We start from the raw sequence: 24,920 nt of genomic DNA, 5'->3' as shown, positions 1-24,920 counted from the left end.
TGTTTTTGAAAAATAACATATAGACAGAGTTTATAGAGCCAAATCTAACCCGCAAAATTTGGCTCGAACTATCTCTAATTCCACTTTTTTCTGTGCTTGGCTTTGTTGCAAACAATACGTGTTGAGCTTATGTCAGTTGATAGATATGCTTCTTAATTGTCTAAAAAGTAGAGGTTACAGTCATATAGATTGGCGGTGACTGCAACCCAGAGGTGTTATTTAGACGCTTTCTCTTCTTTAGCAATTTCTCATGGTTAAAGTATACATAGGCGTAGCTTAATCCGAATACAATAATACCGAAAGCCATTAAGAATCCAAATGATCGCAAGCCTACAGCTATAGTCGACAGTTCAGACTCGTAACCAAAAACGGAAAATAACGCAAAGGCGGTAGTTGCTAACATCATTTGCATTGTATAGCGTTTTGCGAAATCTAGTTTAGTTTTCATATATGTCTCTTAAATTTAGATCTTTCTATCATTCGACTTTGCGTTCTTGCTGCTCTTTTTTATTGCAGCTACGTTTTCTAGTAGCAAACTCGTCGGTCACAGTGTTAATTGTTAAGGAAACAGTTTCAGTAACGAACGGTACAACTACATAGGAGAGAACTTCTTCTTAGCTTTGTTTAGCCCAGCTTCTATGAGCATTCCAGCAGGCTTTGCAATAGAGCTCCCTGGCCCAGCAATAGCGTAAAAAGTTTCTTTGGCGGCAATTTTAGGTGTAATTCTTTTATCGTCAACACTTTCTTTGATTGCGGCAGCACCGACTTAAGTGAAAGCGAATAGACCCACTCCTTCGCAAGTATTAAAATTGTAAGCTCTAACTTTAATTTCTTGATAACCAAAAAAGCGGTGGTCAAAATCAACTCTATTAGTCTCACTTTTCATAATCAAAACTCAATCGCCATTGTGGTTACCTCCATAGATTTAATACTTAGAAGCATGCTGAACATCGTCCCAGCTTAGAGAAGTATTTGAAGGAAGTAATCTAGCTGGTGCGGCATACATTTCAGAGAGAATATACGGAATGATAAATGTGTTTCCACTCAGGCTTATTGGAATCTATGTTGTTTTAGCGACCGCTAAAACTGGAAATAGGAGAGTAATTAAAAGTACTCCTAGTTTTAATATTAACAACATACTGTTTATATATTTAACCATGCAGTAGATTTAGGTAGAGCATATATGATTTATTATTAATAAAGTTGAATTTTAATTTTTTGTTTTTTTACGGAGTATTATTGCGGTTTTTTTCTTGATGTTTTATTTTAATTGGTGGGATAATTAAGGAGGAAGTATTAGTATTTTAATACTTCCAATGTTTTTTGTTTTTAAAGAAAAAACGAAGATGGTGTTACATGATGGTATTTTACTAATTTAATATAGTCTCGATTATTGCTTGATTAGATTCGTTAGTATATTTAAAAATAAAGTCTTCATTACCATTACCATCAATATCGACTAAGACGATATCATTGGCATTTTCAGGAAGTTTTTTATTGATTTTTCTCCGTTCTTTCTTGAGTAAGTTTTCGCCAGTGCCATAGTAAATATTGAGTGTCTTATCTCCCGATTTGAAGACAATGTCATATTTTTTGTCACCATTTAGATCGCCGGTGTAGAAGGGGATCCCACGCATTGAGCGTTTCATATCAATTTCTAATTCTACTTCTTTTTCAGTACTTGGTGTTTTTGCAAATAATGTGTGTGGATGTTGTTTAAAAAAGTGCATTTCAACATCAACATCGGCTTTGCCTCCTCCAAGTGCCATTGCTGCAATAGTGGTGAGTCCAATATCGATACTGAGTGTTTGTAGGTCAAGCAAGCCATCACCATCAAAGTCATGTTCTATACGCATGCCTCCCACACCGCTTGTGTGTGGTAACTTGATTGCGCCAGAGTTGAACCCTTTGTGCTGACCTAAATACAAATCATAATCTATTTTGGCTTCGAGCACTGATATGCCTTCTGTGATTGGTCGGGTTCTGGTGATGAGGTCTAAATGACCATCTTGATTGATATCTAGCAGTTCATATGTTGTGCGAATGGCATTATTTTTTGTTTTACCAAATGAAGTTGGCAAATAAATATGTTCTACGTGGTCTTTAAACCCGGTCTTATTCCCATACAGCACGGAGATGTTTTCACGCGTGCGAAATACAAGATCTAATTTACCGTCTTTGTCAAAATCGTGAATAGTAGGAAGCGAGTAGAAGTTGGTACTTACCTCCATTCTGTCATTGTGATTGTCAGCTCTAAGTGGCAGAGGGTACTTGAATTTATTCTTTTGAAACTGGCCATCAAGTTGTTGTACATACAGTTCACTGTGCGTAAAACCAGGAAGGAAGACATCACTTAAGCCATCATTATTTACATCCAAGACAAAGTCTATTTTCTTAAAATCATCTACTTGCAATCGTGTTAGCAAGCTCTCAGATTTGATAATACGTGTTGAGCTTTTGTCAGTCGCTAGATAGACCCCTTTATCGTCAAGAATAAAGGCTTGCACGTCTTGATGGTTGGCTATACGGCCAAAGTGGAACCCTTTTGAGCTGTTACTTGCTTGGATCACCGAGGATTGGCCATTGTGTAGGTCAATCCGTTCTAGCTGCTTGGCATCTTTATTCAGAGCGAACACTATGGGCGAATCAGTGAGTTGCAAAGGGCTTGTCGTTTTTAGCTTTAGTGACATAGGGGAGGCGTACAGCTGGCTTGCGAAAATAAGGCTAACTGGAAGTAGCAATTTTGATTTCATCGATGAGTTCCTCAAAATCCTGTTGATTTTATTTAGGTATATTTTCTAAGTGGTGAAGCTATACATGGCTGCTTAGTCCACGAACTCTGGATATACTTCCCACAGAGGTGCATACATTCGTACCAAAGCGCCAAATTAGCTCAACTTATCTTTTTATTGTTTCATCTATGCTAAGGAAGGAAAGGAATATGCTCAATGCTCAGGATGTAAATTTTTGTGATTTAATCAGGCCAAATGTATGTCATTAAGTGGAGTCATTTATGGAAAAGCGCTACAATTCGCGCCTTAAATTTGTAAAGAGAGAACAACCGTGACAGTAACCCGCCAATTGCTAGATTGCTTGCAAACTGCATTCTTACAGGCTGTAACTTTGGAGCAATACGCTGATAAAGTTATTCAACAACATTTGGCTGCCAACGGCGGTTGGACATTGGAGCAAAGAGCATATTTTGTTACAACTCTATACAACTTGATCCGGTTCAGTCGCAAACTATGCTGGATAACTGGGCGCACAGCGCGAGTGGATGCAATTGAAGAGTGCACTTTGGAAGATGCTTGGTGTTTATGGGGGGCCTTTACGTTTTTAAAAGAAGGCCAGGTGCCCGATTATCCTGAGTTGGAAACACTTAGCGCGATAGACTTACAACGGGCCCTAGATGATGCTCCACTGGACATACAATTGAGCATGCCGCGGTGGCTGCATGATAGAGCGCAGCAAGAGCTTGGCAATGAATGGCCGGCGGTCGCCAATGCACTTAATCAAAGTTCACGGAACTTTATTCGAGTGAATGGCTTAAAAACCGATGGTGAGATGGTTGCGAGAACTCTGTTAAAGCAAAGTATTACAACGGTGCCTGTCAGTGGAGTGGTTGATGCACTTGAAGTGCAGCAAATGGGTTACTTATTCCGTACAGATGCATTTCAGGCTGGGCTTTTCGAAATGCAAGATGCCGGCTCTCAACAAATTGCCCCGCTGCTTGAATTAAAGCCGGGTATGAAGGTTGTGGATGCCTGTGCAGGTGCTGGTGGCAAGAGTTTGCACATAGCTGCACTGCTCCAAAACAAGGGGCGAGTGTTATCTTTAGATATTCATCAGCACAAATTAGATACTTTAAAAAAGCGGGCTAAAAGAGCGGGTGCACACGTCATCGAGACTCGACTGATTCAAAATAGTAAAACCATCAAAAGGCAAAAAGAGAAATTTGATAGAGTGTTATTGGATGTTCCTTGCTCTGGTACTGGCGTGTTGCGCCGAAACCCTGATACGAAGTGGCATTTAGAAGAGCGCAGTGTGGACGATCTAATTGTACTACAGCAAGATATTTTGCAGCGCTATAGTCAAATGTGTCGTATTGGCGGAAAGTTAGTTTACGCTACTTGCTCTATTTTTCCGTCAGAAAACGAACTACAAGTGCAGCGATTTTTAGCAAACAATCCAAACTGGTCTCTTGAGCAGGAGATAAGTTTATTACCTGGTATCAGTTCTGAGTTTGATGGGTTCTACGGTGCAGTCTTAGTGAGAAATAATGCTGAATAATTGATAGGTCTTGAAGTTAAAGTACTAAGTCCCCATAACTACAGCATCATATTTAGTAGATAGAGTACAGTGCGAAATACTGACTCGTATAGAAATGAAAAGGTTTAAACATGAATCCAATTATTGCTTTGCTAAAAGAGCACAATATTTCCGACGAGCAAATTAAGGAAGTTTTTCAAGCTCTTACAGATAATCCACTCATGGCCATGGCCACAGTGCAACAATTAGCTATTCCACCTGAGAAGTTGCAGCAACTAATGGGACTTGTGATGCAAAATCCACAGCTAATCAAAGAAGCGGTTACCGAGCTTGGCTTGGATTATTCGAAAGTAGAAGAAGCCAAAGCGCAGCTTAATAAATAATCTGTAGTATTTGAACAGTCAACTTAATGTGGTTTAAACCCAAAAACCTGGCAGTGTCTAAGCCATTTTTGGCAAGTGATATCACGACCATTGTAAAAAGCTCGCTTTGTTGTGAGTTGTTGCAGTAGGAGAGGGGTTGTGCGGGTTATAAATCAAGCCAACTTTAAGTTGGCTTGATAAAGTAGGCTCAGGTAGCCTTATTAAAAGGTATATTGTGCCCCAACGAATGCAAATCGGCCCAAGCCACCACCATAAGCGCTGTTATAATTGCCAGGACCAAAGATGATAAATGGTCCACGTTCATCAAACAAGTTTCTCACTCCTCCGTAAAGGCGTAGCTCACTGTCATTACTCATTGGCATAGTGTATGACATACTAAGTCCATGAGTGGTTACTGAAGGCAGGTCGCCTCCCCAAAGTGACTCAGGGTTTGCAATACAAGTATCGGCTTGCGTGGTACAACGCTCTTGGTTTTTAGCCATCGCGTCTAGCCACTTTTCGTAATCGTCTTTATCACGTTTTATAGAGCCTTTGTACTGTGTACTCCAACGAACACGCCAGCCATTTTTGCGCCACGTAAGCGATGCAGAACCTTTGTCTTCAAAAACATCTCTATCTAAGAAGCCTTCTTCAAAATCTTCAAATTGGCCATCTGGACCTGTCGATGTTATTGAATATTCAATAACATGACCCCAATCTAACTTGAAGGTTAAATCGCCATACTCACCGACGCTATAGTTGTACTGCAACGCAATGTCATAGCCTTTGGTACGTATTTCATCGGTATTGATCAGGCGCTGTTGAACTTCTACAATTTGACCTTCTTCGTCACGACGTATGTCATTACAAAACTCGTTGTTACTACCGTACGCAATCGTTGAGTTGTAACAGAAAGTGATGATGTCATCATTAGATAGTGCCGTGATAGCGTCTTCTATTTGTATATCATAATAATCAATAGCAACTCTAAGGCCCGGAATAAACTCTGGCGCGAGAGATATTCCTAGTGTGTATGTATCAGCCGTCTCTTCGTATAATTCAGAATTACCTGCATTAGGAGAGTAACTGTTATTTTCGTCTTCAAACACACCTTCAGCGGCAATCGTTGCTTGAATGCCAGACTCTTGTCGACAATTGTCATGGCCTGAGTTATTGGACGTTGCAGTTACCCCATCGCAGAAGTCACTGAAGGTATTATAATCTCCCCTAGGAGGTGACATTAACTCAGTAATAGTCGGCGCGCGCATTGCTCTTGCCCAATTTGCTCTAACTGAGTAACCCTCAACAGGTTCATAGATGAAACCGGCTTTATAACTTTGGATCAAACCAGTTGTGGACCAACTATAGTCTGCAAGCCTAGCTGAAAATTCAGCGCTTAAATGTTTTGCAAAAGGCGCATTATTTAACAGCGGTACTGATACTTCTGCGAATGCTTCGTACACGCTGACATCACCAGAGAAATCAGGAACGTAGTTAAATGTGATACCTCCTCTGGGCACATTGGTTGCGACACTCTGTTCATCTTTTCTATATTCAAAGCCGAATGCAGATGCAATTGGACCGGCTGGCAATGTATATAGGTCGCCAGTAACTACCGCAGCAAACGTCGTTTGCTTTATGTCGGTGTGGATTTCAGCATTAACTCTCAGGTAGTCGGCAGCTTCTGGCGTGATTGATCCTTCGCCAAACAAGTTAAGTGGCATACAACCTGATTCGCGCGCTGCAGCATCTTTACAACGAATGGTGCCATCGTCGAGCTGCTCAGCATCTAGCGCATACTTCGCGTGCGCTACGATAATTTCATTTGTACGGGTTTGTTTTTGAGTAAATTTTCCATAACCGAGAGAAATATCCCACTCCCAACCTTCCCATACATAACCTTTTAACCCTGTCCAAGAACGGATTGTAGTACGGTCATTGCTGTTGACGACATTACCGACCTCCTGAAAAAGTCGGTCCCACTTTACTCCGCGCTCACTGGCTTGCGCGCGGATCGCTTCCGGCATATATGGATTATCGTATGGGATTCTGCCCATACAATCGGAACCAAATTCACCATTTTTTGGGTCGTATGTGACGATAGGATCACACTCATCTTCACTTTCAGGAGACTTGAAATTCGTTGAATCATTTTGGCTTAGATGAAATTGGAAATAAGCTTGAGTACCTGAGTCAAATTCAAAATCGGTTTTGAGTGCTGCGCTAAATGCCTTGTCGGGTACTTTTAGCATGGTAAACTGATTGAAATGTATCCCATGCTTTTCTTCTTGCCAGTCATCTCTTAGCGTGGTGCCGTCATACCAAAAGCCAGCATTAGGTCTAAAGCTACTCGCTTCATCAAAAACACCGCCGGGTATTGAATCACTCAAAGCTCGCCAATCAGATTGTTTTATGTCCCGCATGCACTGAAATGCAGTTTTGTTTTCTTCATCATATATTGCGGTGAGCATGGTATTGCACATACGCTTATCATCGTAATCCCAATAATCTTGTTGCTGTGCTCGGTCGCGATCCCAGTATTCTAGTCCGAACTGCTCGTCGTATGAGGCACTCATAAATAAGTAACCTCGGCCATCTGCATAACTGGTACCAAAATCAACGTCAAAGGTGAGCTCTCGACCACCGCCTTCGGTACTTTCACCTGTCCTTACGTTAAATGACGCGCCTTCTTTGTCTTGTTGCGTGATGATATTTACAACGCCGGAAATCGCGTCAGAACCGTATGCTGCAGATGCACCACCTGTGATGATTTCAACCCTTTGAACCATGCCTTTTGGAATGGTTGATAGGCTGACATAGTTGCCTGAATAACTATTAGAAACAACGCGGCGTCCATCAATTAAAGTTAATGTACGGTTTGTTCCGAGCTCTCTTAAATCTACGGTAGACAGGCCCGTATTTTGTACACTGCTTTGAGAGTTACTGTTGCTTGAACCTTCTCCAATCTGTGGCATTTGGTCGACGAGGATTTCTGATAATGAGCCTAAACCTGCATCGCTTAATGCGTCTTTAGAGAGTGTTGCGATAGGGGTTGCAACAGAAAAGCTGTCTCGCTTAATACGAGATCCGGTTACAACAATACGTTCCGCTTTTTCGTTTTCTTCAGTAGTGGGGGCTGATGCGTTTGAGTCTTCAATTTGAGTGCGACTTATATCTTCGTTGGCAAATCCTGAGCCACTCAATATTGCGGCTACGGATATTGCAAGCAAACTGCGCTTGTTGCTTGGTGACACTTAACTTTCCTTAATTAATTTTATTGATTTTGGAAACAATCAAATAGAGGGGTGTGAAAATGACGAACATTCTCTTACTTCTATTTCTTCCCTTTTGATTAATGCAATGATATTTCTTTGTGTATCAAATGTAAATTAAAATACTGTTATTACCTTGTTGTTTCAATGAGATTAGTCCAGTTGAGTCAAGCTGATAATTGTTTGTTAATAAGAGCCGTTGTCTAAGAGGAAGTAGGGTGTTGTGGGAGTTGTATTTAGTGGTGGTAGAAACGATAAAAGGGCCATATAGGCCCTTTGGTGAAGTATCGTTCAAGTTAGTATGGCTACCCTAACCCCTTAAGGTAACCAACCAATTGTTTTGCAAAAGCGGCATATCTCGTTAAGTTTCTAAGCTAGCGAGAGGAAAAAACCAGCTATTGCTGCGCTCATTAGGTTAGCCATTGACCCTGCTAAAACCGCCCTGAGCCCTAAGCGTGCGATATCCTTTCGACGACTAGGGGCCATACCGCCTAGTCCACCTAGTAAAATTGCAATCGATGACAGGTTAGCAAATCCACATAACGCAAATGTGACAATCGCTTGAGTATGAGGACTTAACCCATCTCGATAATTCATAAAGTCCAAGTAAGCAACGAATTCGTTGACTACCAATTTTTGGCCAATAAAGCTACCAGCCGTTATGGCTTCTGCCCAAGGTACACCAATCATCCAAGCGACAGGTGCAAAGACATAACCCAAAATCTCTTGTAGCGTTAGGTCTGGGTGATTAAACCAGCTACCAATACCGCCTAACAAGCCATTCATCAGTGCGATTAGTGCGACAAATGCCAAAAGCATTGCACCTACATTCAGTGCCAAATGCATACCGCTTGATGCGCCAGCAGCAGCTGCATCAATCACGTTAACAGGCTTGTCTTCACCGCTGTCTACTTCGGCTAAATTCTCTTTTGTCTTCTCTGTTTCTGGCACAATCATTTTTGCCATTAAGAAGCCGCCAGGTGCCGCCATGAAGCTCGCAGCGATCAAATATTTCAGATCGACGCCAATAGCTACGTAACCAGCCATTACTGAGCCTGCAACAGTAGCCAGACCGCCCACCATTACTGCAAATAACTCAGATTGCGTCATTTTTGGAATAAATGGTTTCACTATCAAAGGCGCTTCTGTTTGACCAACGAATATGTTCGCAGTCGCAGAGAGAGACTCTGGTCGTGACGTTTTAAGTAGCTTTTGTAACCCACCACCTAAAATTTTAATTATCCATTCCATAATTCCCAGATGATATAGAACACCAACCAATGCTGAGAAAAATACAATGACAGGTAAAACCTGAATTGCGAATATGAATCCGATGGACTCCTGTGCAGCCAGAGGGCCAAATAAAAAGCTAATACCGTCATTGGCATAACCAATCACTGACGACACTGCTGATGACATCGCAGCCAGTGCGTTTTTACCCGCTTCTATAAATAATACAAAGCCGCCAATGCCGACCTGCATAAGGAATGCGATTCCTACAGTTCTTTTATTAATTGCGCTGCGGTTCGTTGAAGCCGCGAAAGCAATACCTAGTAGCATCATCATGCCGACTAGGCTCATTATTGTTGTCATGCCAAAATGTTCCCGTTTTATTCTTGCAGCAAATATTTTATTTTACTTTTAATAATATCAATCGCAACGCGATTCATACCGCCACGGGTCACGACCAAGTCGGCATTGTGCTTCGATGGTTCGATAAACTGGTAAAACATCGGTCTTACCGTTGCCTGATATTGCTCTACAACAGAAGATATACTTCTGCCTCTATGCTCGATATCACGCTGCATACGTCGTAATAAACAAATATCAAGTGGGGTATCAATAAATACCTTTATATCAAATTCTTCTATTAATGCTGGGTCGCTTAACAGTAAAATCCCTTCGACAATTAATATTTTTGCCGGGTTTACCGTGCGTGTCTCACTACTGCGTGTATGTTGAGCATAATCATAAGTTGGAACTTGTACAGATTTACCTAGACGCAACTGCCCAAGGTGCTCTTTCATCAACGCATGCTCAAACGCATCCGGATGGTCATAATTGGTTTGAGTTCTGTGCTCAAACGGCAAATGCGATTGATCTTTATAGTAAGCGTCTTCTTCTATAACGGCAATAGCACCTGATTCAAGTTCATTTACTAATTCATTATATATTGTTTGACTAAAAAGAGACTTACCGGACGCAGAAGCGCCAGCTATGGCTATAATTGTTCGTGTCACTAAAGTTCACACCCAGCTGTTGTTAACGTTGGAAGATCACAATAGCAAAAAAGACACGATTAATCTCTTTTGCCTCGCTTAAGGATCAAATTTAAATGTTTTAGGGCTCCTAAAACAGGACTTATGTCCTCTGGAATAACCAGATTTTTATTTTAGGTAAAATAGGTACGTCGATTATTATATTACTGTTTTGTGATAGCGGACTAATGTCCTGTACGATATATTTAGGTAGCAATAAAGTAACGTCCTCTGGGAGCTTAAATGCTTTATAAAAACAAAATATGGCCCAGACAAAAGATGAGAGGTGATATATGGCAAGAGCAATTATTTTAATGGCAGATAGCCTTGGTGTTGGTGCTGCACCAGATGCAGAGAAATTTGGTGATGTAGGCGCCAATACACTTGCTCATCTTTTAAAAGCTTATAAAGAGGAAAAAGGTGAAGCATTAGCGATCCCTAATCTTAGCAAGCTAGGTTTAGTAGATGCGTGTGAAGCGGCAGGTGGTGAACCTTGTCTTGTCTCTGAGCGTCAGCAGCCTAATGCCGCTTGGGGTTATGCAAAAGAGCTTTCGAGCGGAAAAGATACGCCTTCAGGTCATTGGGAAATGGCGGGTGTACCGGTTTTATTTGACTGGGGCTATTTTCCAAACACGCAACCTTGTTTCCCACAAGAATTTATTGATGAGCTGTGTAAAAGAGCTGAGATCCCTGGGATTTTAGGGAACTGTTACGGTTCGGGCACAGTAATTCTAGAGCAGCTGGGTGAAGAGCATGTCAAAACTGGCAAGCCAATTTGTTACACTTCAGTTGATAGCGTCTTTCAAATAGCCGCTCATGAGCAGTCATTTGGCCTTGAAAAGCTTTATCAAGTATGTGAAATCGCACGGGCACTGCTTGATGAAATGAACATAGGTAGAGTGATTGCGCGGCCGTTTATAGGCACTTTGAGTGCCGACTTTATTCGTACAGGAAATCGACGTGATTATTCTGTATTACCACCGTCACCTACTTTGCTAGACAAGCTTGCAGGTAGCGGTGGTGAGGTAATCAGCATTGGTAAAATTGCAGACATTTATGCACACCAAGGCATTACACAAAAACATAAGGCACCAGGTTTGATTAACTTGCTAAATAAAACCAGCGAAGTGATTGAGTCAGCACCTGATAACAGCCTGATATTTACTAATTTAGTAGATTTTGACGAAAAATTTGGCCACCGTCGCAATGCTGTAGGCTATGCCGAAGCGCTGGCTGAATTTGATGCGTACTTACCTACAATTTTAGGTAAGTTACAAGACGACGATTTGTTGATTATTACAGCAGACCATGGGTGCGACCCGACTGCACTTGGGACTGATCATACAAGAGAATATGTGCCAGTGTTGGCATACCGAAATGGAATGAACAATACTCCATTAGGTGAAAGAAACAGCTTCGCAGATATTGGTCAGACCCTCGCCCAGTGGTTTAACCTTGAAGCATTAGAATATGGTGACGGCTTTGCCGACAAGTTGGTTACAGCTTAAGTTAAAGGAAACATGTTATGAGTACTCCGCATATTAATGCAAACCCAGGTGATTTTGCTGAAACGGTATTGATGCCGGGTGATCCACTACGTGCAAAGTATATTGCTGAGAACTTTCTAGAAGACGCTCGACAAGTTACAGACGTTCGTAACATGTTTGGATTCACGGGGACATACAAAGGCAAGCCTGTAAGTATCATGGGCTCTGGTATGGGTATCCCATCAATGTCTATTTATGCTCGTGAGCTTATTGTGAGCTTTGGTGTTAAAAACCTAATTCGTATTGGTACTTGTGGCGGTATCAGTCAAGATACAAAGATTCGCGACGTTATTTTCGCTCAGGGTGCAAGCACTGATTCAAACGTAAACAGGGCTCGTGTACGTGGATACGACTACGCAGCAATCGCTGATTTTGGTTTGCTTGAAAATGGCGTAAACGCTGCGCGAAAGCTTGGCATCGAAGCAAAGGTTGGTAACGTGTTCACAACGGATACTTTTTACCAAGCAGATGGCGAGTTTTATAACGAACTAGATAAGTTAGGTGTATTGGCTGTTGATATGGAAACAGCCGGTATGTACGGTGTTGCTGCTGAATACGGTGCAAAAGCAATGGCATTATTCACTGTAAGTGATCACGTAATCACTGGTGAAGCAACACCACCTGAAGAGCGTCAAAGCACGTTTAACGAAATGGTTAAAATCGCGCTTGAGTCGATTTAAATTTTAACAGCATTTACAGTGCTGTTAAAACAGTTCCTTGGTAACGTAATCGCAGAGTTTTGGAGACACGCCTAAAACAAAGCGAATCACACCCTAAAAGCCGCACGTAGTGCGGCTTTTTTTTATCTATAGTATCACTGAGTTTGCACTTTTATAGTAACCATAATATTACGCTAAATACCTCCAAAAGCTTTTATTAAGTAGTTGGCACAGCTAAATAATCTAGTTGACTCGCAATTTCTTTCGCTGCGATACAAAATTTAAAATAACATCTGGAAGTAATTATCAAGGTCGCTGCCATTCACTTGATAGGCGTCTCGCTGTGCCTGCTGTGTTTTGTTTCTTGTGCAGAATTGAATCGATTTTTGTATAAATTCGTATTTTGGAACCGCGGTTTTTCTGGATGTACTATGTTTTAAAATAAGCACAGGTTGTAAAGAGTAAAATGGGTATGATTCGAAAAGTGTGTATCAATACAGTGGTTGCGATAATGCTGCTGAGTCAAACCTTTGTTGCGGTTGGGAGTAAACCTGTAGCAGAAGATATAAAGTACCTTGCGCGTAATAAGCCTCATGAGGCAATAAAAGAGTTCGAAAAAGTAGCAAAGCAGCTATTAGGTCAAAACAACACAGAAACGATATTAATTTACAAAGATGTACTCATTGCAGCAAGCAGTACGAAAAATATGCCTCTAGTTGAACAAATTGTGGAGTTACTCTCTGCACCACGTCTTGAATCCTATATCACTGCATACTTATTCGTTGTAACCAATGCGATTGGCGTTGCATACCGAAGAAATGGTCAGTTCGATGAGGCAATTTCAACGTATAAATGTACGTTCAAGTACGCATTTAACGACATTGATAAAATGACCGTTAAAGTAAATTTAGCTATTGCCTATCGTATGAAGCAACAACCCGCAATTAGCTTTCAATTGTTGCAAAGTATTGATGAAGCAATTCTCAATGGTAATCGTAAAGCCGGATTATTGGTGGTGAAAGGAAATACGGCTGTAGTGCTCGGGAAGGCACAAGATGCGGTCAAATTTTTCAGTGAAGCTCGCAATTATTATTTGAAAGTTCAGCATAAAAGAAGTGCTGCTAGGGTGACAGTAAACCTGCTAGGTGCAGCGCTTATTTCAAGAAAGCTCGATATATTTGATCACTACCGCGCTAAATTAGCAGGACTGCCTGATGACTATTTACCGGATAGCGATTTAGCGTATTTAGCATGGTTAGACTTAATGCACGAGAGCGTCGTCAAAAATACCATAGCAGCTGATGTTAAAAGCTATACGATTCAACATGTGCCGAAGCTCATTGAGTATGGTTATGTCGAGCATGTTGCACAGTTGCTTGAGAGTCTTGATGCTGGAGATTTAGTACCCAAAAGAACAGCGTTTTTACTACCAGAAACGAAACTAAAAAGCGGGTTGGGAAGCTCTTGGTGCCAAGATCTTTGACAAGCTTTGATTCTATGCCATTGTTTTAGTATATGCATTTTTTATGGTGCGACTATGTCGAATTGGGTGGAAGGAAAAGTTATTGAAATTAATTGGTGGACGCCGAGTTTATTTAGCCTCAAAGTCGCTGCTGATATCGACCCGTTTAGTGCTGGACAATTTACCAAGTTAGGCCTTGAGATAAACAATAGAAAAGTGACCAGAGCATACTCATTTGTTAATGCCCCTGCAGACCCATTGTTAGAATTCTTTTTAATAGAAGTTGAGAAAGGTGCGCTTTCAAGTCATCTAGCGCAGTTAGGTGAAGGCGACAATATATGGGTTAACACTAAACCGAGTGGATTTTTTGTACTTGATGAGGTCCCAAAAGCAAATACGCTCTGGATGTTGTCGACTGGTACTGCTATCGGGCCATTTTTATCGATACTTGCTGACGGCAAATTATGGCGTGATTACGATCGAGTGGTCTTGGTACATGGCGTTAGGCGCAATACAGATTTCTGTTATCAGGATCAGATTAAAGCAACAGAGAAGTTGTTCCCGCAATTTAAATATGTTCAGCTCGTAAGTAGAGAAATGCCAGAAAATGGTCTTCATGGACGTATTACCCATGTTTTGAGCAATGGTGATTTACTCTCTTACTGTAATATAGATGAATTCGCACAAGACCACCATTTTATGCTGTGTGGCAATCCCGATATGGTGAAAGATACAACTGTATTATTGTTGGAAATGGGATTTAAAAAACATCGAAGAGCCGAAGCTGGGCACATTACAGTAGAGCAATACTGGTAACATGAGGACTTAGCCTGCTCACTATATAAAAATGTCTAAACTTGATATAATTTCCCTCGAATGTACCAAAATGGGGGAATTATGAGGTATTTATTGTCAATTATCTTGCTGTTTGTTTCTTGTGTAGTAGCGGCAAACCCTGCTTTTGAAGGAACGGCCAGTCAATATAACCTGCAAAAGTCTGATGAAGAAAAAGCCGCTGAAACTGTAGTAGATGCGTTAATTTCTGCTTATAACAGGCAAGATATTCGGAAATTCATCTCCTTGTACGACGAAAATGTCGAGTTCTATATTTACCCGCAAACGCTTATGTTTAAAGGAAAGAAGCAACTCATTAAACGCTATGGGCTTATGTTTGAGAAAATGCATTGCCTCAAAGCGACTTCTATAAAACGTATTACTAATGGCAATATTGTTATTGATCATGAGACTTCGGAAATCTGTTCTGAAAAGCCTGATGTGGTAGATAAACGATCTGAATTTGTAACAAGCTATCAGATTGAAAATGGGAAAATTCAAAAAGTGGTATTTTTTCGCTAATGTGACTGGGAAGGCTCGGTAAAGATTGGATCTTGATTTAAAGGTGCAAGGATGTAAATCATACAGCTCTTACATTTTTGTACTTTTACTTTTAACGATTCGCACTAAGCGTCTATCCTAATATTTATAGGGCAGTAGCCTTAATCAGGGTGCAGTGTGAAGCGGAATTGTTGGGAGGTCTAAACGTGTTTAGTATACCGGCACGGTTAGTTGTATTGTGTTGCTGTTTGTCCGTAAGTTGGTTAAGCCCTGCCATGCCAAAGCTTCAAGTGGTCACAGAGGAGTGGGTGCCCTATAACTATGCAAATGAGCAAGGGGTTATTGTCGGCCGTGCTACAAAAAAGGTAAGAGAAGTTTTAGATGCTGCGGGGGTTGAATACGACATCAACCTGTACCCATGGGCGCGCTCTATGAAGCTTGCTAAAACAGAACCCAATACCATGATTTATTCCATATATAGAAATGCAGATCGTGAAAAGCAGTTTGAATGGGCGTGTCCATTAATGCGTCCAGTTCGTCAATATTTGTTTAAATTAAAGAGCCGCACAGATATACAAGTTACATCAATTGAGGACGCAAAAAATTATGTTATTTCCGTTGTTCGAGGCAGTGTTGTCCATGAATTTCTTGTAAGTCAAGGCTTTGAGGCTGGGGTGAACTTAGATATCACCGCAGACCCAAGTGCTTCTCAAAAAAAGCTTGTCGCTGGTCGTATCGACTTTTTATTGACGACAGAGTACACAATGTATGAGCGCTTAAAATTGATGGGGATAGACTACAGTCATGTTGACCCTGTGATTGAGGTGCGAAACTCATCCGACAGACGAGCTTGCATGGCATTTCATTTAGACACAGATAAAACGATCATTAACAAAGTTAAAAGAGCGCTCGCTGATCACAATAAAATGTTTGTAGGGCCATAGAACATCATTAATACTTTAATAAAGTATCAAGGATGCCCTTAACCTAGCGAATTTAGCTACCAAGGCTTTAGATTGCTTCTAGCTTTTTTGGGTTTGTCGACGAGGTATTTATCAAATAAACGCTTCCCATTTTCATACTCTACTGGCGAAGCCTTCGTACCAGGGTTTACTATAAAGGCGAATATTGCCATCAGTGTAGTGTATAAAAACTCCCCTTCTATCATGTAGATTAGTGACAGTGTTGTCATGGCGATACAACTTATCCATCTTATTAAAAATTTCATTGCTTTTCCCTTTGCAAAGTTGATGCTCTGCACTCTAGAGTCTTTGCTCAATGGTTTCAAGAGTTCTGATGAGTTTTTGTACGTTATTACAACTTGTTACAGGTTTAACTTACACTTATTGTAAGAGATATCGCACGAAAGGCGTGCTTTTGGAATAGTAGTCAATATGCGTTTTAAAACGAGAGCAGAAAACTGTATGACACCACAGGCTTTGATCGATGTTTCACTACTTTATTAATGCGAGCTTTTACAAATAAGGCTATTTTCAGGCAATTGGTTGTAATATGACTATGCTGTAATAATTGAATGCAGATAATTGGTGACTGTCATGGTAAAGTCTGTTGCTGTTTTTGTCTTGTTTTTTACGGTTACTTGTCTTGCCCAAAGTGAAGGAGTATTGTGGTCATTTCAACATTATAAATCTGCGAAAGTAAGTGATGTTGGTAGTCTTCTCGCTCATTTAAATGCTGAACGCCTATCAGAGTATTTAGCTTCCCAAAACATAATCCTTGATATGCCCAGCCCTGAAGGCACATTACTGCGTTTTAAACTAACACCTTACTCGGTGATGCCAAGAGAATTACAAAGCCGATTTCCTAACATTAAAACGTATGTAGGTCATCAAATTGATAACCCAAGTGTTAAAGGCGTATTTGATTTCTCACCAAATGGTTTTTTTGGCATGTACGAGAAAGTAGGGCGTACGATATATATTGACCCAATTACCAGTTCGGGCGAAACAGAACAGTATCGAGTGTACTACAAAAATGCACTGAAAAAGCCTTTAAATGAGCGACAACATATATTCTATGAACCTATAAAACACGAAAGCCTACGGGCGCAACGAGCCGTTGTGTCGAGTATGACACCTAGCTTTTCAACGCCGCTTACGGATGATCTAAAATACCGTTTAGCTATCACGGCGACAGGTGAATACAGTCAGTTTCATGGTGGAACTAAATCAACGGTGATGGCTGCTTTGGTGACATTAGTAAATAGAATTAATCAGGTTTATTTACGTGACTTGTCCACATCATTTGAATTGGTTGCAAATAATGATGACCTTATTTTCCTCGACCCGAATACGGATCCGTTCGTAAACGATGATACTGATATAGATGAGCTTAGCAGTGTCATTGATGGTGCTATTGGTGTTCAAGCCTATGATATTGGTCACCTTGTAGGAACAGGAGGAGGTGGTTTGGCTGGCTTCGGTGTTGCATGTAGTAGTGCCAAAGCTGAGGGGGTAACAGGCAACCCACAACCAATTAACGACGCATTTTACATCGATTATGTCGCACATGAAATTGGCCACCAACTCGGGGCTGATCATACCTATAACGGGCTAGCTGGCGCCTGCGCAGGAAATCGTGTTGACTCCGCCGCATTTGAACCAGGCAGTGGTTCTACGATTATGGCTTATACCGGGATCTGTGAATCACAAAACTTACAGACTAATTCAGACCCATATTTCCATTTGCACTCTCTTGAGCAGATGGCTGCTTTTACTCGCCAAGGTGGCGGCAGCACTTGTGGTACTCGCATAGCCAAAACAAACCAAGCGCCTGTGGTTAATGCCGGCGCTGATTTTACTATTCCTGCACGAACGCCGTTTACCCTAGAAGGAAGCGCTACAGACAGTGACGGAGATACGTTGAGTTTCAGTTGGCAACAAAATGATTTAGGTAGTGCAACAAGCAGTGCGCAAGATGATGCAACAGACAGTGGCAGCGGCCCTCTGTTTAGAGTATTCAACCCTGTAGAGACTGGACAGAGAACGTTTCCAAAGCTTTCTGATGTTTTATCTGGACAACCTAGTTATGGTGAGGCGCTGCCGACAACGACTCGTTCCCTGTCTTTTAAGCTTTTAGTTCGAGATAGTGAAGGCAATATTGCTGATGACTCGACGTTAATTAATGTGATTGGTAATCAGCAAGGGTTTTCAGTTATTGAGCCCAGTGCAGATACGCAATGGGCACTGGGGCAACAAACGGTGCAATGGGATACCGCAGGCACTCAAAATGCGCCAATCTCTTGCCAACAAGTCGATCTTTTGCTGTCACTGGATGGCGGCGCTTCGTTTCCCACTATTCTCGCAGACAATGTGCCGAATGATGGAGAGCAGATTATTGCATTGGCGCAATTAGCCAGTTCGTCTCAGGGAAAGCTTAAAATAGAGTGCGTAAACAATATTTTCTTCGCGATGAATAGCGGTTCAATTTCGATTAATGGTTCAAGTGAGCCTATACCTCCAGAGATTACAGCTCAACAAACGCTAGAAGTTACAGAAGATAGTAGCATCACGCTTTCAGTAAACAACTTTAATTATGCCGGTGGTTTTAATGCTGAAGTTCTCACAATTCGAGCTGGTGAAAACTATACTTTTACGGGGCTTGAAGTCAGTCCAGAAGCCAATTTCAATGGCGTGTTGTCAGTACCATTGATCGCCATCCGAGGGGAATTGACCAGTAGTATCTTTAATGCACAAATCACTGTTACGGCAGTAAATGACGCACCACAAGCTGCAAATGACACTTTTAATGTTATACAGGGTAGTGAAAACAATCTACTAAACGTGCTGTCCAATGACAGTGATGTTGATGGTGATGCTTTAACAATTGGGAATATAAGCTATCAGGGTAATGGCAATGTGTTTGTGTCCAATAATCAAGTCTCTTACACGCCCGCGCAAGGTTTTACTGGAACAGAGCAGCTAACGTATGCGCTACGAGACTCAAATGATGCGGAATCATCAGCACAGGTGACTATCACGATTTCAACGCCACCGTCGAGCTCGGATGGGTCGTCTGGTGGTTTTTACTATCTGTTGGGCCTCTTAATGTGCCTTTGCGTAGCCAGATATAACGTGGGGATAAAAACATGAGAGTATTACTTCTATTGTGCGTTTGGTTTGTAGGTGGGTGTGCCGCAGAGCAACAGCGGCAGGAATTAGAGAGCACTGACTCGGCGCAACAAAAAATGAGTAATGATGTAGATGAAGCAATAAAGCGAGCCGTAGAGCGACAGGACTACCGTTTGTACTTAACTCAAGGCCGACGTCCCGTACTCCCCGGTTTGGAGCAGGTATCTGTTGAGTCAATTAAAGGAAGTTGTGGGACAAAGTACCTCTCAGAAACAGGTGATGTGATTAGAGGAGAAGATGCTAAACAAGATCGCATTGCACGGTATAATTTTGCTAAAGCATATAACTTGCAAATGTACGCACTGTGTAAAAAGTTACGTAGAGACAACTAGTTGTTGAGGGGAAGTGTCTACGAAGGTATCAAAGCCTTTGTTTTTGCAGTGTGGCTTTATGTAGCAGAAGAGCACAGTTTGTTCGAATTATTTAAGGGTTATTAAAAGCGCTTTGATATTGGTTTTTACATTGTCGATATCACGGACGATAAGCTCCACCGACTGGTTGCTTGTTGTTATGCTTTCCCAGTTGTTAGACCATGTAGTGTGTAGTGTGGCCGCCTTGTCTTTAACCTCTTCATTTGTTAAATAGCTAAAGTCTTGAATCAATCCCACTTTTATCCAGCCTTTTCTGGGGCTTGCCGTCACCATATCACCGTCATAGTGGGCAATATAAACCAGTTGCTCTAACGCTGCTAATTCCTTCAAAATCTCAAAACATGCTAGCCTAATATTGCTATTGTGTTCAGTGACCTCAAGGCGCCACGTGTTATAGCTGAAACCAATTAAGGCAAAAACCATACTAAATATGACGCTTATTTGATAAAGCTGTAATTTTTGCCTCATTCTCATCGTAAACACCTATGCTTGCAGTAGGTTAATATCACTTTGGAACCAACCTAATTCAATACCTTTTTGGAGGAGTTCCATTACTTGCATCATGCCTTGCTCTTCTGACTTTGTATGGTGGGCTGCGGCTTCACAAACAAAGCCAAAAGGGAGCCCACATTGTATACTCTTTAGGCACTCGTAATGGCATCGTGAAAGTGCGTAAAACCCAGTACGTTTGTCTTGTTCTCGCGCAATTATCCAGTACCTTTCAGACATGATATCTGGAGAGGGAGGGGGCTGCTCGCTCTTAAGTGCTTGCCAACTTTCAACGGCAGAATAATGACAAGTAAGTAGTTGAACACTTGCATGTAGCTGAAATTGGATATTAGGCCAACTTGCTTGCTGAATATTCTGTAGCTGCTTAAATTGTAATATGTCACTATCAGCAGCATCGAAAGCATGTAGTAAGAGCCTTTCAAACAGTGCTATTTCTTGGAGTATGCCATGCTCGCTAAACGGTTCTTGCGAAGATAAAAAGTGTGGCAGTCTGTCTCCAAATTCTCTTAGCGAAGGTGCGCAAGACGGATATATTGCTATGTAACCATTGGCCATTTCTTCGAATAGGTCGTCTCCCAAGTATAGTCCCAACATTTCATGGTCTTGCTCTAGCACTTTGGTTAACCGGATCCGATATGCATTTTGGTAGATTTCTGCTCGTTGTTTTGGTGCCAGTCCTGATTGCGCAGCGATATGTGCCTCAAACTTTGGTGAATTTTGGCTGAGCATCTCGACAAAATCTTTTTGTAGTTGCTCAAGCGAAGTCATGTGCACTCCAAGTTTCAGGCGCGATAGCTCTGGCATGATCCAGTTCTGCCATCAACTCAGAAAATGGTGGGAAATTGTCGTCTCGCTCTATCATGGTATTTATTGGGCAACGAGTTTTTGCAAAGTTTTCGAACAGGCGCCATACATGATCGCAGATCGGTTGATCGTGTGTATCTATGATGTGGCTACCAAAATCGCTATGCCCAGCCAAATGGATTTGTGCAATGGCTTTTTGTGGAATTGCATCGAGAAATGTCTCTGGTTCAAACTCATGATTTCGAGCACTGACATAGATATTGTTAATGTCCAATAAGTAACGACACTGTGTTCTGTCGTGCAGCTCAGATAGAAATTCCCATTCGCTCATCTTGGATGCTTGATAGGTTAAGTAGCTCGACACATTCTCAAGAATCAATGGTCTTTGTAAGTAGTCTTGAACAATGTTCAAGCGTAGTGCCAGATGGTCGAGTGCCTCTTCAGTATATGGCATTGGAAGCAAGTCATGGCTATTAAAATCACCTTGAGATGAAAAACAGAGATGATCTGAAATCCACAAGGGTCGAACCCTATCGATGGTTTTTTTGAGATTGTCTAGATAGTCAAAATTTATATCAGAGGTACTGCCAATCGACATGGAGACACCGTGCATCACTATGGGATATTGTTCTTTAATTTTGTCTAAATAGTGCCAAGGTTTGCCACCGTCAACAAAGTAATTTTCTGAGATTATCTCGAACCAGTCGACATTTGGTTGTGTTGCTAAAATCTCTTCAAAGTAACAAGTGCGTAAACCGAGACCAAATCCGATATAAGGGTGGGGTGTATTACTCAATCTTTACTCGCTATTATCAGGTTTGGGTGGCGCAAACTCTCAGAGTTGTGCCACCTTGAAATATTAACTGCCTACTTTGCCACCAATGTCTTTACATGCTTTTGCTGGCATATTTACAAACCCAGTGCCTTTGCATGAAGCTTGTGCTGCACACGCATTGCTTGCTGTCTTACAATCGTTGTGTCCACCACAAATATTGACATCATGACAGTGCACTAAGTCTGCTTTAGCAATACTTCCTACCCAGTCATCTTTGCGCTTTCCGCCAACATCTGCGCAAGCCTTTGAAGGCATACCAACAAACCCAGTGCCTTTGCACGAAGCGTGTCCTGCACAGGCATTGCTTGCTGTTTTACAGTCATTGTGACCACCACAAACATTTACGTCGTAACAGTGGACTAAGTCAGTTTTTGCGCCACCAGCATTTGCTGAGCTCGCATTGCTAGTTGCACCAGAGTCACTTGTTGAATTACAGCCAACAAGTCCCGCAACCATCATTGCCATAGCGGCGCCTGTTAATGCTTTCATTGTATTTTCCTCGTGTTTTTGGTTATGCCAAAGTCGTGAGTAGTGCTGGTGTCTGTGCTATATCACAGTTGTTACCCAGACTACTCCTTTTTATTGGCTTTTTTTGCAAATGCGCGCGATACAAAAAAAGCAATTTTATTGCGCTCCGGACGACTTGCTGAAAAAGACCTTGTGAGTCGCAGATTAATTTCAGTGTAGACGAAAATTTTATGTTTAGGTCAACTTGATTGCTTGCGAAATTTGCCTTAGCCACTGCTTTTACACCAATTATTGTTTTGTAATTCACAATTCAAATCGTCATGGCAAAGAGGAGGAAAGTGTGTTGAAAGGTGTTAAAAGTGTCGATGAACGAGCGCTTTCAGAGGTACCTCGGTTGAGGAAAAAGAGTGTGTATGAACCCCAAAATTTTTTGGGGTTCATCTTAAAATAAAGAGTACAGCTCTATTTTGCAGTATTGACTTTCATTTCCAATAAAGAAGGCTCGAAGCCAAGCTTTTGGTAAGCATTGATAGCGGCTTGATTGTCGTTGTAAACATCCAAATAAAAATCACAAATGCCTTTGGGTTCAGCCCATGCCATTAAGCTTTGAATAATACTTTGGTTTAAAGCCTGTCCGCGAAATTCTGGGCTGACATACATAAAGCCAAGGTAACCGTGTTTGCTATGTGTTAGAGATTGTTTTGATTGTCTAATTTGAACATAGCCAGTCGCGATGATCGTGCCTTTGTGTTCTGCAACAACAACCTGAGCGTTCTCATTTATCAATAAGTCGTCCAAATCATAGTAGTGCGCAGTGGTTTTTATTTGAGCATTAAATGGTCTCTCAGCTTCGACAACGGCTTGCTCTAAATTTAATAAGCTGGTTTTGTCTTCAATCGTAGCTGCTCTAACATGAATTTCTTTTGTGAAAGTCGTCATTGTTATTTATTTTCTTGTTTTCATTATAGGGTCTTAATAATATTCCTTTCATTTTAATAGAAGTTAGTCTGAAAAATAACCCCATATTCGCTACGTTAAAACTATTTTTAAAGCCTTTTGTTTGAAAGCAGTTTTGACATCGACACTCGCCCCCCGGCTTTCACAACGTCATGTGAACTACACATTTGTACTGTACATTTATTGTGCATCAAGATGCAAAGTAGTATTCATAAATAACTAATATCATAAAAATTAAGGGAATATCATGAAATCTTTGACTAAAAAATTAGCCTTCGCAGCTGTTGCAGTGGCGTCGTCATTTAGTGCATCCGCAGCAACTTCTTGTGTCGCTGAAATTCACAGTGTGACAAACAGCCCTCGTGGCGTAGTAGTTAAAGCTTACAACCCGACAACATGGCGTTCATATGATGCGCTCACGATCTCTTACCAAGATCCAAATTTGGGTTCTATGGTTGATAAGCTAATGACTGCAAACAACTTTCAATTAAAAGTCCGCATTTATATTTTAGAAGAATTTGATGGCGATGATGCGCGCTCATGCTCAGATGGTGTTGCAGATTATATTGGCTCTGTTCATTCAGCATAAAATGTCTTAGATAGTATGCATCAAAGCGTATTCAAAGTGAGAGTATGAATACGCTTTAACTGCAAATTATTGTGCCTTTAGAATTCGCATTGGGAATGAAACTAAGATAGCAAGTTCTGGATGCATATTTTGTACGTGAACTTCGTCTTGATGCGCTAAAACCAACTCGCGGACCGAAGCTAGCCCGATAACTGTACCTTGTGAGTTGTGGGACAGCTCATTTTCGCCACGATAGAATAAATCAAAGATTTTTTCCGCCTGCTGTATTGAAACACCGTTACCGTAGTCTAGGATCTCGATTTGTACCATCCCTTTTAGTATTGGGTGCTTGCGAAATGTGAAGTCAACTACTCTTCTAGTTAAGTCATCAATTTTGGCTGATTCAAAAAATTTAATGGTATTGTCGGTGACATTAATGGCGATTTGGGTAACGGCATCGGGCTCGACAAGCGCTTCGATATCTTCAAAGTGCGTTATTTCAATGTCGAAGTTGAGTTCGAAATTGTGCTTTGCAATCAATGACGAAGTCTTGGAGCGAACAAAGTCCTGTAAAACGGTCAGGTTTGTATATTCAGCCGCAGGAGGCTTTTCATTTCTACCGAATGTCGATAGCTGTAAAATATTGTCAATTAGTCTGGCAAGCCTGTCACTTTCGCTATGAATAAAAGCATAGTATTCACCTTTGTGTGTTTCTGAGACGATGGCGTCAGATTTGAGCATCTCAGAGTACATTTTTATTGAGGTCAAAGGTGCTTTTAACTCATGGGTCACCGATGAGATAAAGTTTAACCTTTCCTCCCCCAGTTAAAATTGCTTAACACTAAAACGATAAAAGCCATAGCAAGCAGGATTGCTAAAATCAGAACAGCGTTAAAAATAGTGCTGTAAATAACATTAGCAGAAACAGGAATTGGCGCTGAAGAAAGCGATATGGTGTAGTTGCGATATGGCCAATGAAGTTTGGCTGCATATATAAACTGCCGTTTATATTCGTTGTTTACTTGTGCAGGTTGGTCGAGCTGAGGCTCTCCATTGACTGAGAAGTATAAAAAGAGGGCGTTCAAAATTCTG

At 41.3% G+C, this 24,920-nt stretch carries 24 protein-coding genes; 11 read left to right on the top strand and 13 right to left on the bottom strand.

Going from position 1 to position 24,920, the window contains the following annotated elements:
- Positions 1 to 160: 160 nt before the first annotated feature.
- The gene (locus N482_RS00860; protein ID WP_063375299.1) at positions 161 to 448 is read right to left on the bottom strand and encodes a hypothetical protein; all 288 of its coding nucleotides are present in this window, start codon (positions 446 to 448) and stop codon (positions 161 to 163) included.
- A gap of 922 nt (positions 449 to 1,370) precedes the next feature.
- Positions 1,371 to 2,753: an FG-GAP repeat domain-containing protein gene (locus N482_RS00850; protein ID WP_081227609.1), complete on the bottom strand. Its 1,383-nt coding sequence runs from the start codon at positions 2,751 to 2,753 to the stop codon at positions 1,371 to 1,373.
- A gap of 310 nt (positions 2,754 to 3,063) precedes the next feature.
- On the opposite strand from N482_RS00850, the gene N482_RS00845 reads away from it, so the two are divergent.
- A complete protein-coding gene (locus N482_RS00845; RefSeq protein WP_081227607.1) occupies positions 3,064 to 4,290 on the top strand; it encodes an RsmB/NOP family class I SAM-dependent RNA methyltransferase in 1,227 nt (408 codons plus the stop codon).
- A 110-nt stretch (positions 4,291 to 4,400) separates the two neighbouring features.
- Positions 4,401 to 4,652: a DUF2999 family protein gene (locus tag N482_RS00840; RefSeq protein WP_063375297.1), complete on the top strand. Its 252-nt coding sequence runs from the start codon at positions 4,401 to 4,403 to the stop codon at positions 4,650 to 4,652.
- 200 nt (positions 4,653 to 4,852) lie between these two features.
- Here the strand turns inward: N482_RS00840 and N482_RS00835 are convergent, their stop codons facing one another.
- The 3 genes from N482_RS00835 to udk form a co-directional block, all read right to left on the bottom strand.
- Positions 4,853 to 7,885, bottom strand: a complete 3,033-nt coding sequence (locus N482_RS00835) for a TonB-dependent receptor domain-containing protein (protein WP_063375296.1) — start codon at positions 7,883 to 7,885, stop codon at positions 4,853 to 4,855.
- 387 nt (positions 7,886 to 8,272) lie between these two features.
- Positions 8,273 to 9,496 carry a NupC/NupG family nucleoside CNT transporter gene (locus N482_RS00830; RefSeq protein ID WP_063375295.1) on the bottom strand — a complete coding sequence of 408 codons (1,224 nt, stop codon included), beginning with the start codon at positions 9,494 to 9,496 and terminating at the stop codon, positions 8,273 to 8,275.
- 17 nt (positions 9,497 to 9,513) lie between these two features.
- Positions 9,514 to 10,143, bottom strand: coding sequence for a uridine kinase (udk, locus tag N482_RS00825; protein WP_063372706.1), 630 nt, complete (start codon positions 10,141 to 10,143; stop codon positions 9,514 to 9,516).
- A gap of 311 nt (positions 10,144 to 10,454) precedes the next feature.
- On the opposite strand from udk, the gene N482_RS00820 reads away from it, so the two are divergent.
- The 6 genes from N482_RS00820 (at position 10,455) to N482_RS00795 (ending at position 16,108) form a co-directional block, all read left to right on the top strand.
- Positions 10,455 to 11,669 (top strand): phosphopentomutase, encoded by a 1,215-nt coding sequence (locus N482_RS00820; protein ID WP_063375294.1) that lies wholly within the window; start codon positions 10,455 to 10,457, stop codon positions 11,667 to 11,669.
- 17 nt (positions 11,670 to 11,686) lie between these two features.
- Positions 11,687 to 12,388 carry a purine-nucleoside phosphorylase gene (deoD, locus tag N482_RS00815; protein WP_063375293.1) on the top strand — a complete coding sequence of 234 codons (702 nt, stop codon included), beginning with the start codon at positions 11,687 to 11,689 and terminating at the stop codon, positions 12,386 to 12,388.
- 445 nt (positions 12,389 to 12,833) lie between these two features.
- A complete protein-coding gene (locus N482_RS00810; RefSeq protein WP_063375292.1) occupies positions 12,834 to 13,850 on the top strand; it encodes a hypothetical protein in 1,017 nt (338 codons plus the stop codon).
- 54 nt (positions 13,851 to 13,904) lie between these two features.
- Entirely contained in the window at positions 13,905 to 14,645 is a 741-nt protein-coding gene (locus N482_RS00805; RefSeq protein ID WP_063375291.1) for a ferredoxin--NADP reductase, read from the top strand.
- An 81-nt stretch (positions 14,646 to 14,726) separates the two neighbouring features.
- The gene (locus tag N482_RS00800) at positions 14,727 to 15,185 is read left to right on the top strand and encodes a nuclear transport factor 2 family protein (protein ID WP_063375290.1); all 459 of its coding nucleotides are present in this window, start codon (positions 14,727 to 14,729) and stop codon (positions 15,183 to 15,185) included.
- A gap of 185 nt (positions 15,186 to 15,370) precedes the next feature.
- Positions 15,371 to 16,108: a substrate-binding periplasmic protein gene (locus N482_RS00795; RefSeq protein WP_231100757.1), complete on the top strand. Its 738-nt coding sequence runs from the start codon at positions 15,371 to 15,373 to the stop codon at positions 16,106 to 16,108.
- A gap of 56 nt (positions 16,109 to 16,164) precedes the next feature.
- Here the strand turns inward: N482_RS00795 and N482_RS00790 are convergent, their stop codons facing one another.
- On the bottom strand, positions 16,165 to 16,392 hold the full coding sequence (locus tag N482_RS00790) for a hypothetical protein (protein ID WP_063875144.1): 228 nt from the start codon (positions 16,390 to 16,392) through the stop codon (positions 16,165 to 16,167).
- A gap of 328 nt (positions 16,393 to 16,720) precedes the next feature.
- Here N482_RS00790 and N482_RS00785 point away from each other — a divergent pair, with 328 nt between their 5' ends.
- Both N482_RS00785 and N482_RS00780 read left to right on the top strand, forming a co-directional pair.
- Positions 16,721 to 19,276, top strand: a complete 2,556-nt coding sequence (locus N482_RS00785) for a reprolysin-like metallopeptidase (protein WP_063375287.1) — start codon at positions 16,721 to 16,723, stop codon at positions 19,274 to 19,276.
- Positions 19,273 to 19,647: a hypothetical protein gene (locus N482_RS00780; protein WP_063375286.1), complete on the top strand. Its 375-nt coding sequence runs from the start codon at positions 19,273 to 19,275 to the stop codon at positions 19,645 to 19,647. Before N482_RS00785 ends, N482_RS00780 begins: the two co-directional genes overlap by 4 nt.
- Positions 19,648 to 19,734: 87 nt before the next feature.
- Here the strand turns inward: N482_RS00780 and N482_RS00775 are convergent, their stop codons facing one another.
- From N482_RS00775 to N482_RS00755, 5 genes are all read right to left on the bottom strand, one after another.
- On the bottom strand, positions 19,735 to 20,160 hold the full coding sequence (locus N482_RS00775; protein WP_063375285.1) for a hypothetical protein: 426 nt from the start codon (positions 20,158 to 20,160) through the stop codon (positions 19,735 to 19,737).
- Between the two features lie 9 nt (positions 20,161 to 20,169).
- Positions 20,170 to 20,964 (bottom strand): DNA-binding domain-containing protein, encoded by a 795-nt coding sequence (locus tag N482_RS00770; RefSeq protein WP_063375284.1) that lies wholly within the window; start codon positions 20,962 to 20,964, stop codon positions 20,170 to 20,172.
- Positions 20,951 to 21,796 (bottom strand): DUF692 domain-containing protein, encoded by an 846-nt coding sequence (locus N482_RS00765; protein WP_063375283.1) that lies wholly within the window; start codon positions 21,794 to 21,796, stop codon positions 20,951 to 20,953. The genes N482_RS00770 and N482_RS00765 overlap by 14 nt, the downstream gene beginning before the upstream one ends.
- 63 nt (positions 21,797 to 21,859) lie before the next feature.
- The gene (locus N482_RS00760) at positions 21,860 to 22,324 is read right to left on the bottom strand and encodes a hypothetical protein (protein WP_063375282.1); all 465 of its coding nucleotides are present in this window, start codon (positions 22,322 to 22,324) and stop codon (positions 21,860 to 21,862) included.
- A gap of 441 nt (positions 22,325 to 22,765) precedes the next feature.
- The gene (locus tag N482_RS00755; protein ID WP_063375281.1) at positions 22,766 to 23,242 is read right to left on the bottom strand and encodes a GNAT family N-acetyltransferase; all 477 of its coding nucleotides are present in this window, start codon (positions 23,240 to 23,242) and stop codon (positions 22,766 to 22,768) included.
- Positions 23,243 to 23,507: 265 nt separating this feature from the next.
- Between N482_RS00755 and N482_RS00750 the strand changes: the two genes are divergently transcribed.
- On the top strand, positions 23,508 to 23,849 hold the full coding sequence (locus N482_RS00750; protein ID WP_063375280.1) for a hypothetical protein: 342 nt from the start codon (positions 23,508 to 23,510) through the stop codon (positions 23,847 to 23,849).
- A 66-nt stretch (positions 23,850 to 23,915) separates the two neighbouring features.
- Here the strand turns inward: N482_RS00750 and N482_RS00745 are convergent, their stop codons facing one another.
- Together N482_RS00745 and N482_RS25355 are read right to left on the bottom strand one after the other, a co-directional pair.
- The gene (locus N482_RS00745) at positions 23,916 to 24,581 is read right to left on the bottom strand and encodes a sensor histidine kinase (protein ID WP_231100758.1); all 666 of its coding nucleotides are present in this window, start codon (positions 24,579 to 24,581) and stop codon (positions 23,916 to 23,918) included.
- Positions 24,582 to 24,634: 53 nt separating this feature from the next.
- The coding region (locus tag N482_RS25355) for a hypothetical protein (RefSeq protein WP_231100756.1) at positions 24,635 to 24,920 on the bottom strand (286 nt) is incomplete at its 5' end.

Source organism: Pseudoalteromonas luteoviolacea NCIMB 1942 (assembly GCF_001625595.1).
Lineage (GTDB): Bacteria > Pseudomonadota > Gammaproteobacteria > Enterobacterales > Alteromonadaceae > Pseudoalteromonas > Pseudoalteromonas luteoviolacea_A.
Note: the sequence above shows the minus strand (reverse complement) of the source record. Positions and strands in the feature narration are given on the sequence as shown.

Coding starts and splice junctions, on each gene's coding strand:
- N482_RS00805 (WP_063375291.1), top strand. CDS start 13,905: ATGTCGAATTGGGTGGAAGGAAAAGTTATTGAAATTAATTGGTGGACG.
- N482_RS00760 (WP_063375282.1), bottom strand. CDS start 22,324: ATGAAAGCATTAACAGGCGCCGCTATGGCAATGATGGTTGCGGGACTT.
- N482_RS00745 (WP_231100758.1), bottom strand. CDS start 24,581: ATGTACTCTGAGATGCTCAAATCTGACGCCATCGTCTCAGAAACACAC.
- N482_RS00800 (WP_063375290.1), top strand. CDS start 14,727: ATGAGGTATTTATTGTCAATTATCTTGCTGTTTGTTTCTTGTGTAGTA.
- N482_RS00820 (WP_063375294.1), top strand. CDS start 10,455: ATGGCAAGAGCAATTATTTTAATGGCAGATAGCCTTGGTGTTGGTGCT.
- N482_RS00775 (WP_063375285.1), bottom strand. CDS start 20,160: ATGAGAATGAGGCAAAAATTACAGCTTTATCAAATAAGCGTCATATTT.
- N482_RS00780 (WP_063375286.1), top strand. CDS start 19,273: ATGAGAGTATTACTTCTATTGTGCGTTTGGTTTGTAGGTGGGTGTGCC.
- N482_RS00770 (WP_063375284.1), bottom strand. CDS start 20,964: ATGACTTCGCTTGAGCAACTACAAAAAGATTTTGTCGAGATGCTCAGC.
- N482_RS00860 (WP_063375299.1), bottom strand. CDS start 448: ATGAAAACTAAACTAGATTTCGCAAAACGCTATACAATGCAAATGATG.
- deoD (WP_063375293.1), top strand. CDS start 11,687: ATGAGTACTCCGCATATTAATGCAAACCCAGGTGATTTTGCTGAAACG.
- N482_RS00755 (WP_063375281.1), bottom strand. CDS start 23,242: ATGACGACTTTCACAAAAGAAATTCATGTTAGAGCAGCTACGATTGAA.
- N482_RS00750 (WP_063375280.1), top strand. CDS start 23,508: ATGAAATCTTTGACTAAAAAATTAGCCTTCGCAGCTGTTGCAGTGGCG.
- N482_RS00810 (WP_063375292.1), top strand. CDS start 12,834: ATGGGTATGATTCGAAAAGTGTGTATCAATACAGTGGTTGCGATAATG.
- N482_RS00790 (WP_063875144.1), bottom strand. CDS start 16,392: ATGAAATTTTTAATAAGATGGATAAGTTGTATCGCCATGACAACACTG.
- N482_RS00785 (WP_063375287.1), top strand. CDS start 16,721: ATGGTAAAGTCTGTTGCTGTTTTTGTCTTGTTTTTTACGGTTACTTGT.
- N482_RS00830 (WP_063375295.1), bottom strand. CDS start 9,496: ATGACAACAATAATGAGCCTAGTCGGCATGATGATGCTACTAGGTATT.
- N482_RS00840 (WP_063375297.1), top strand. CDS start 4,401: ATGAATCCAATTATTGCTTTGCTAAAAGAGCACAATATTTCCGACGAG.
- N482_RS00850 (WP_081227609.1), bottom strand. CDS start 2,753: ATGAAATCAAAATTGCTACTTCCAGTTAGCCTTATTTTCGCAAGCCAG.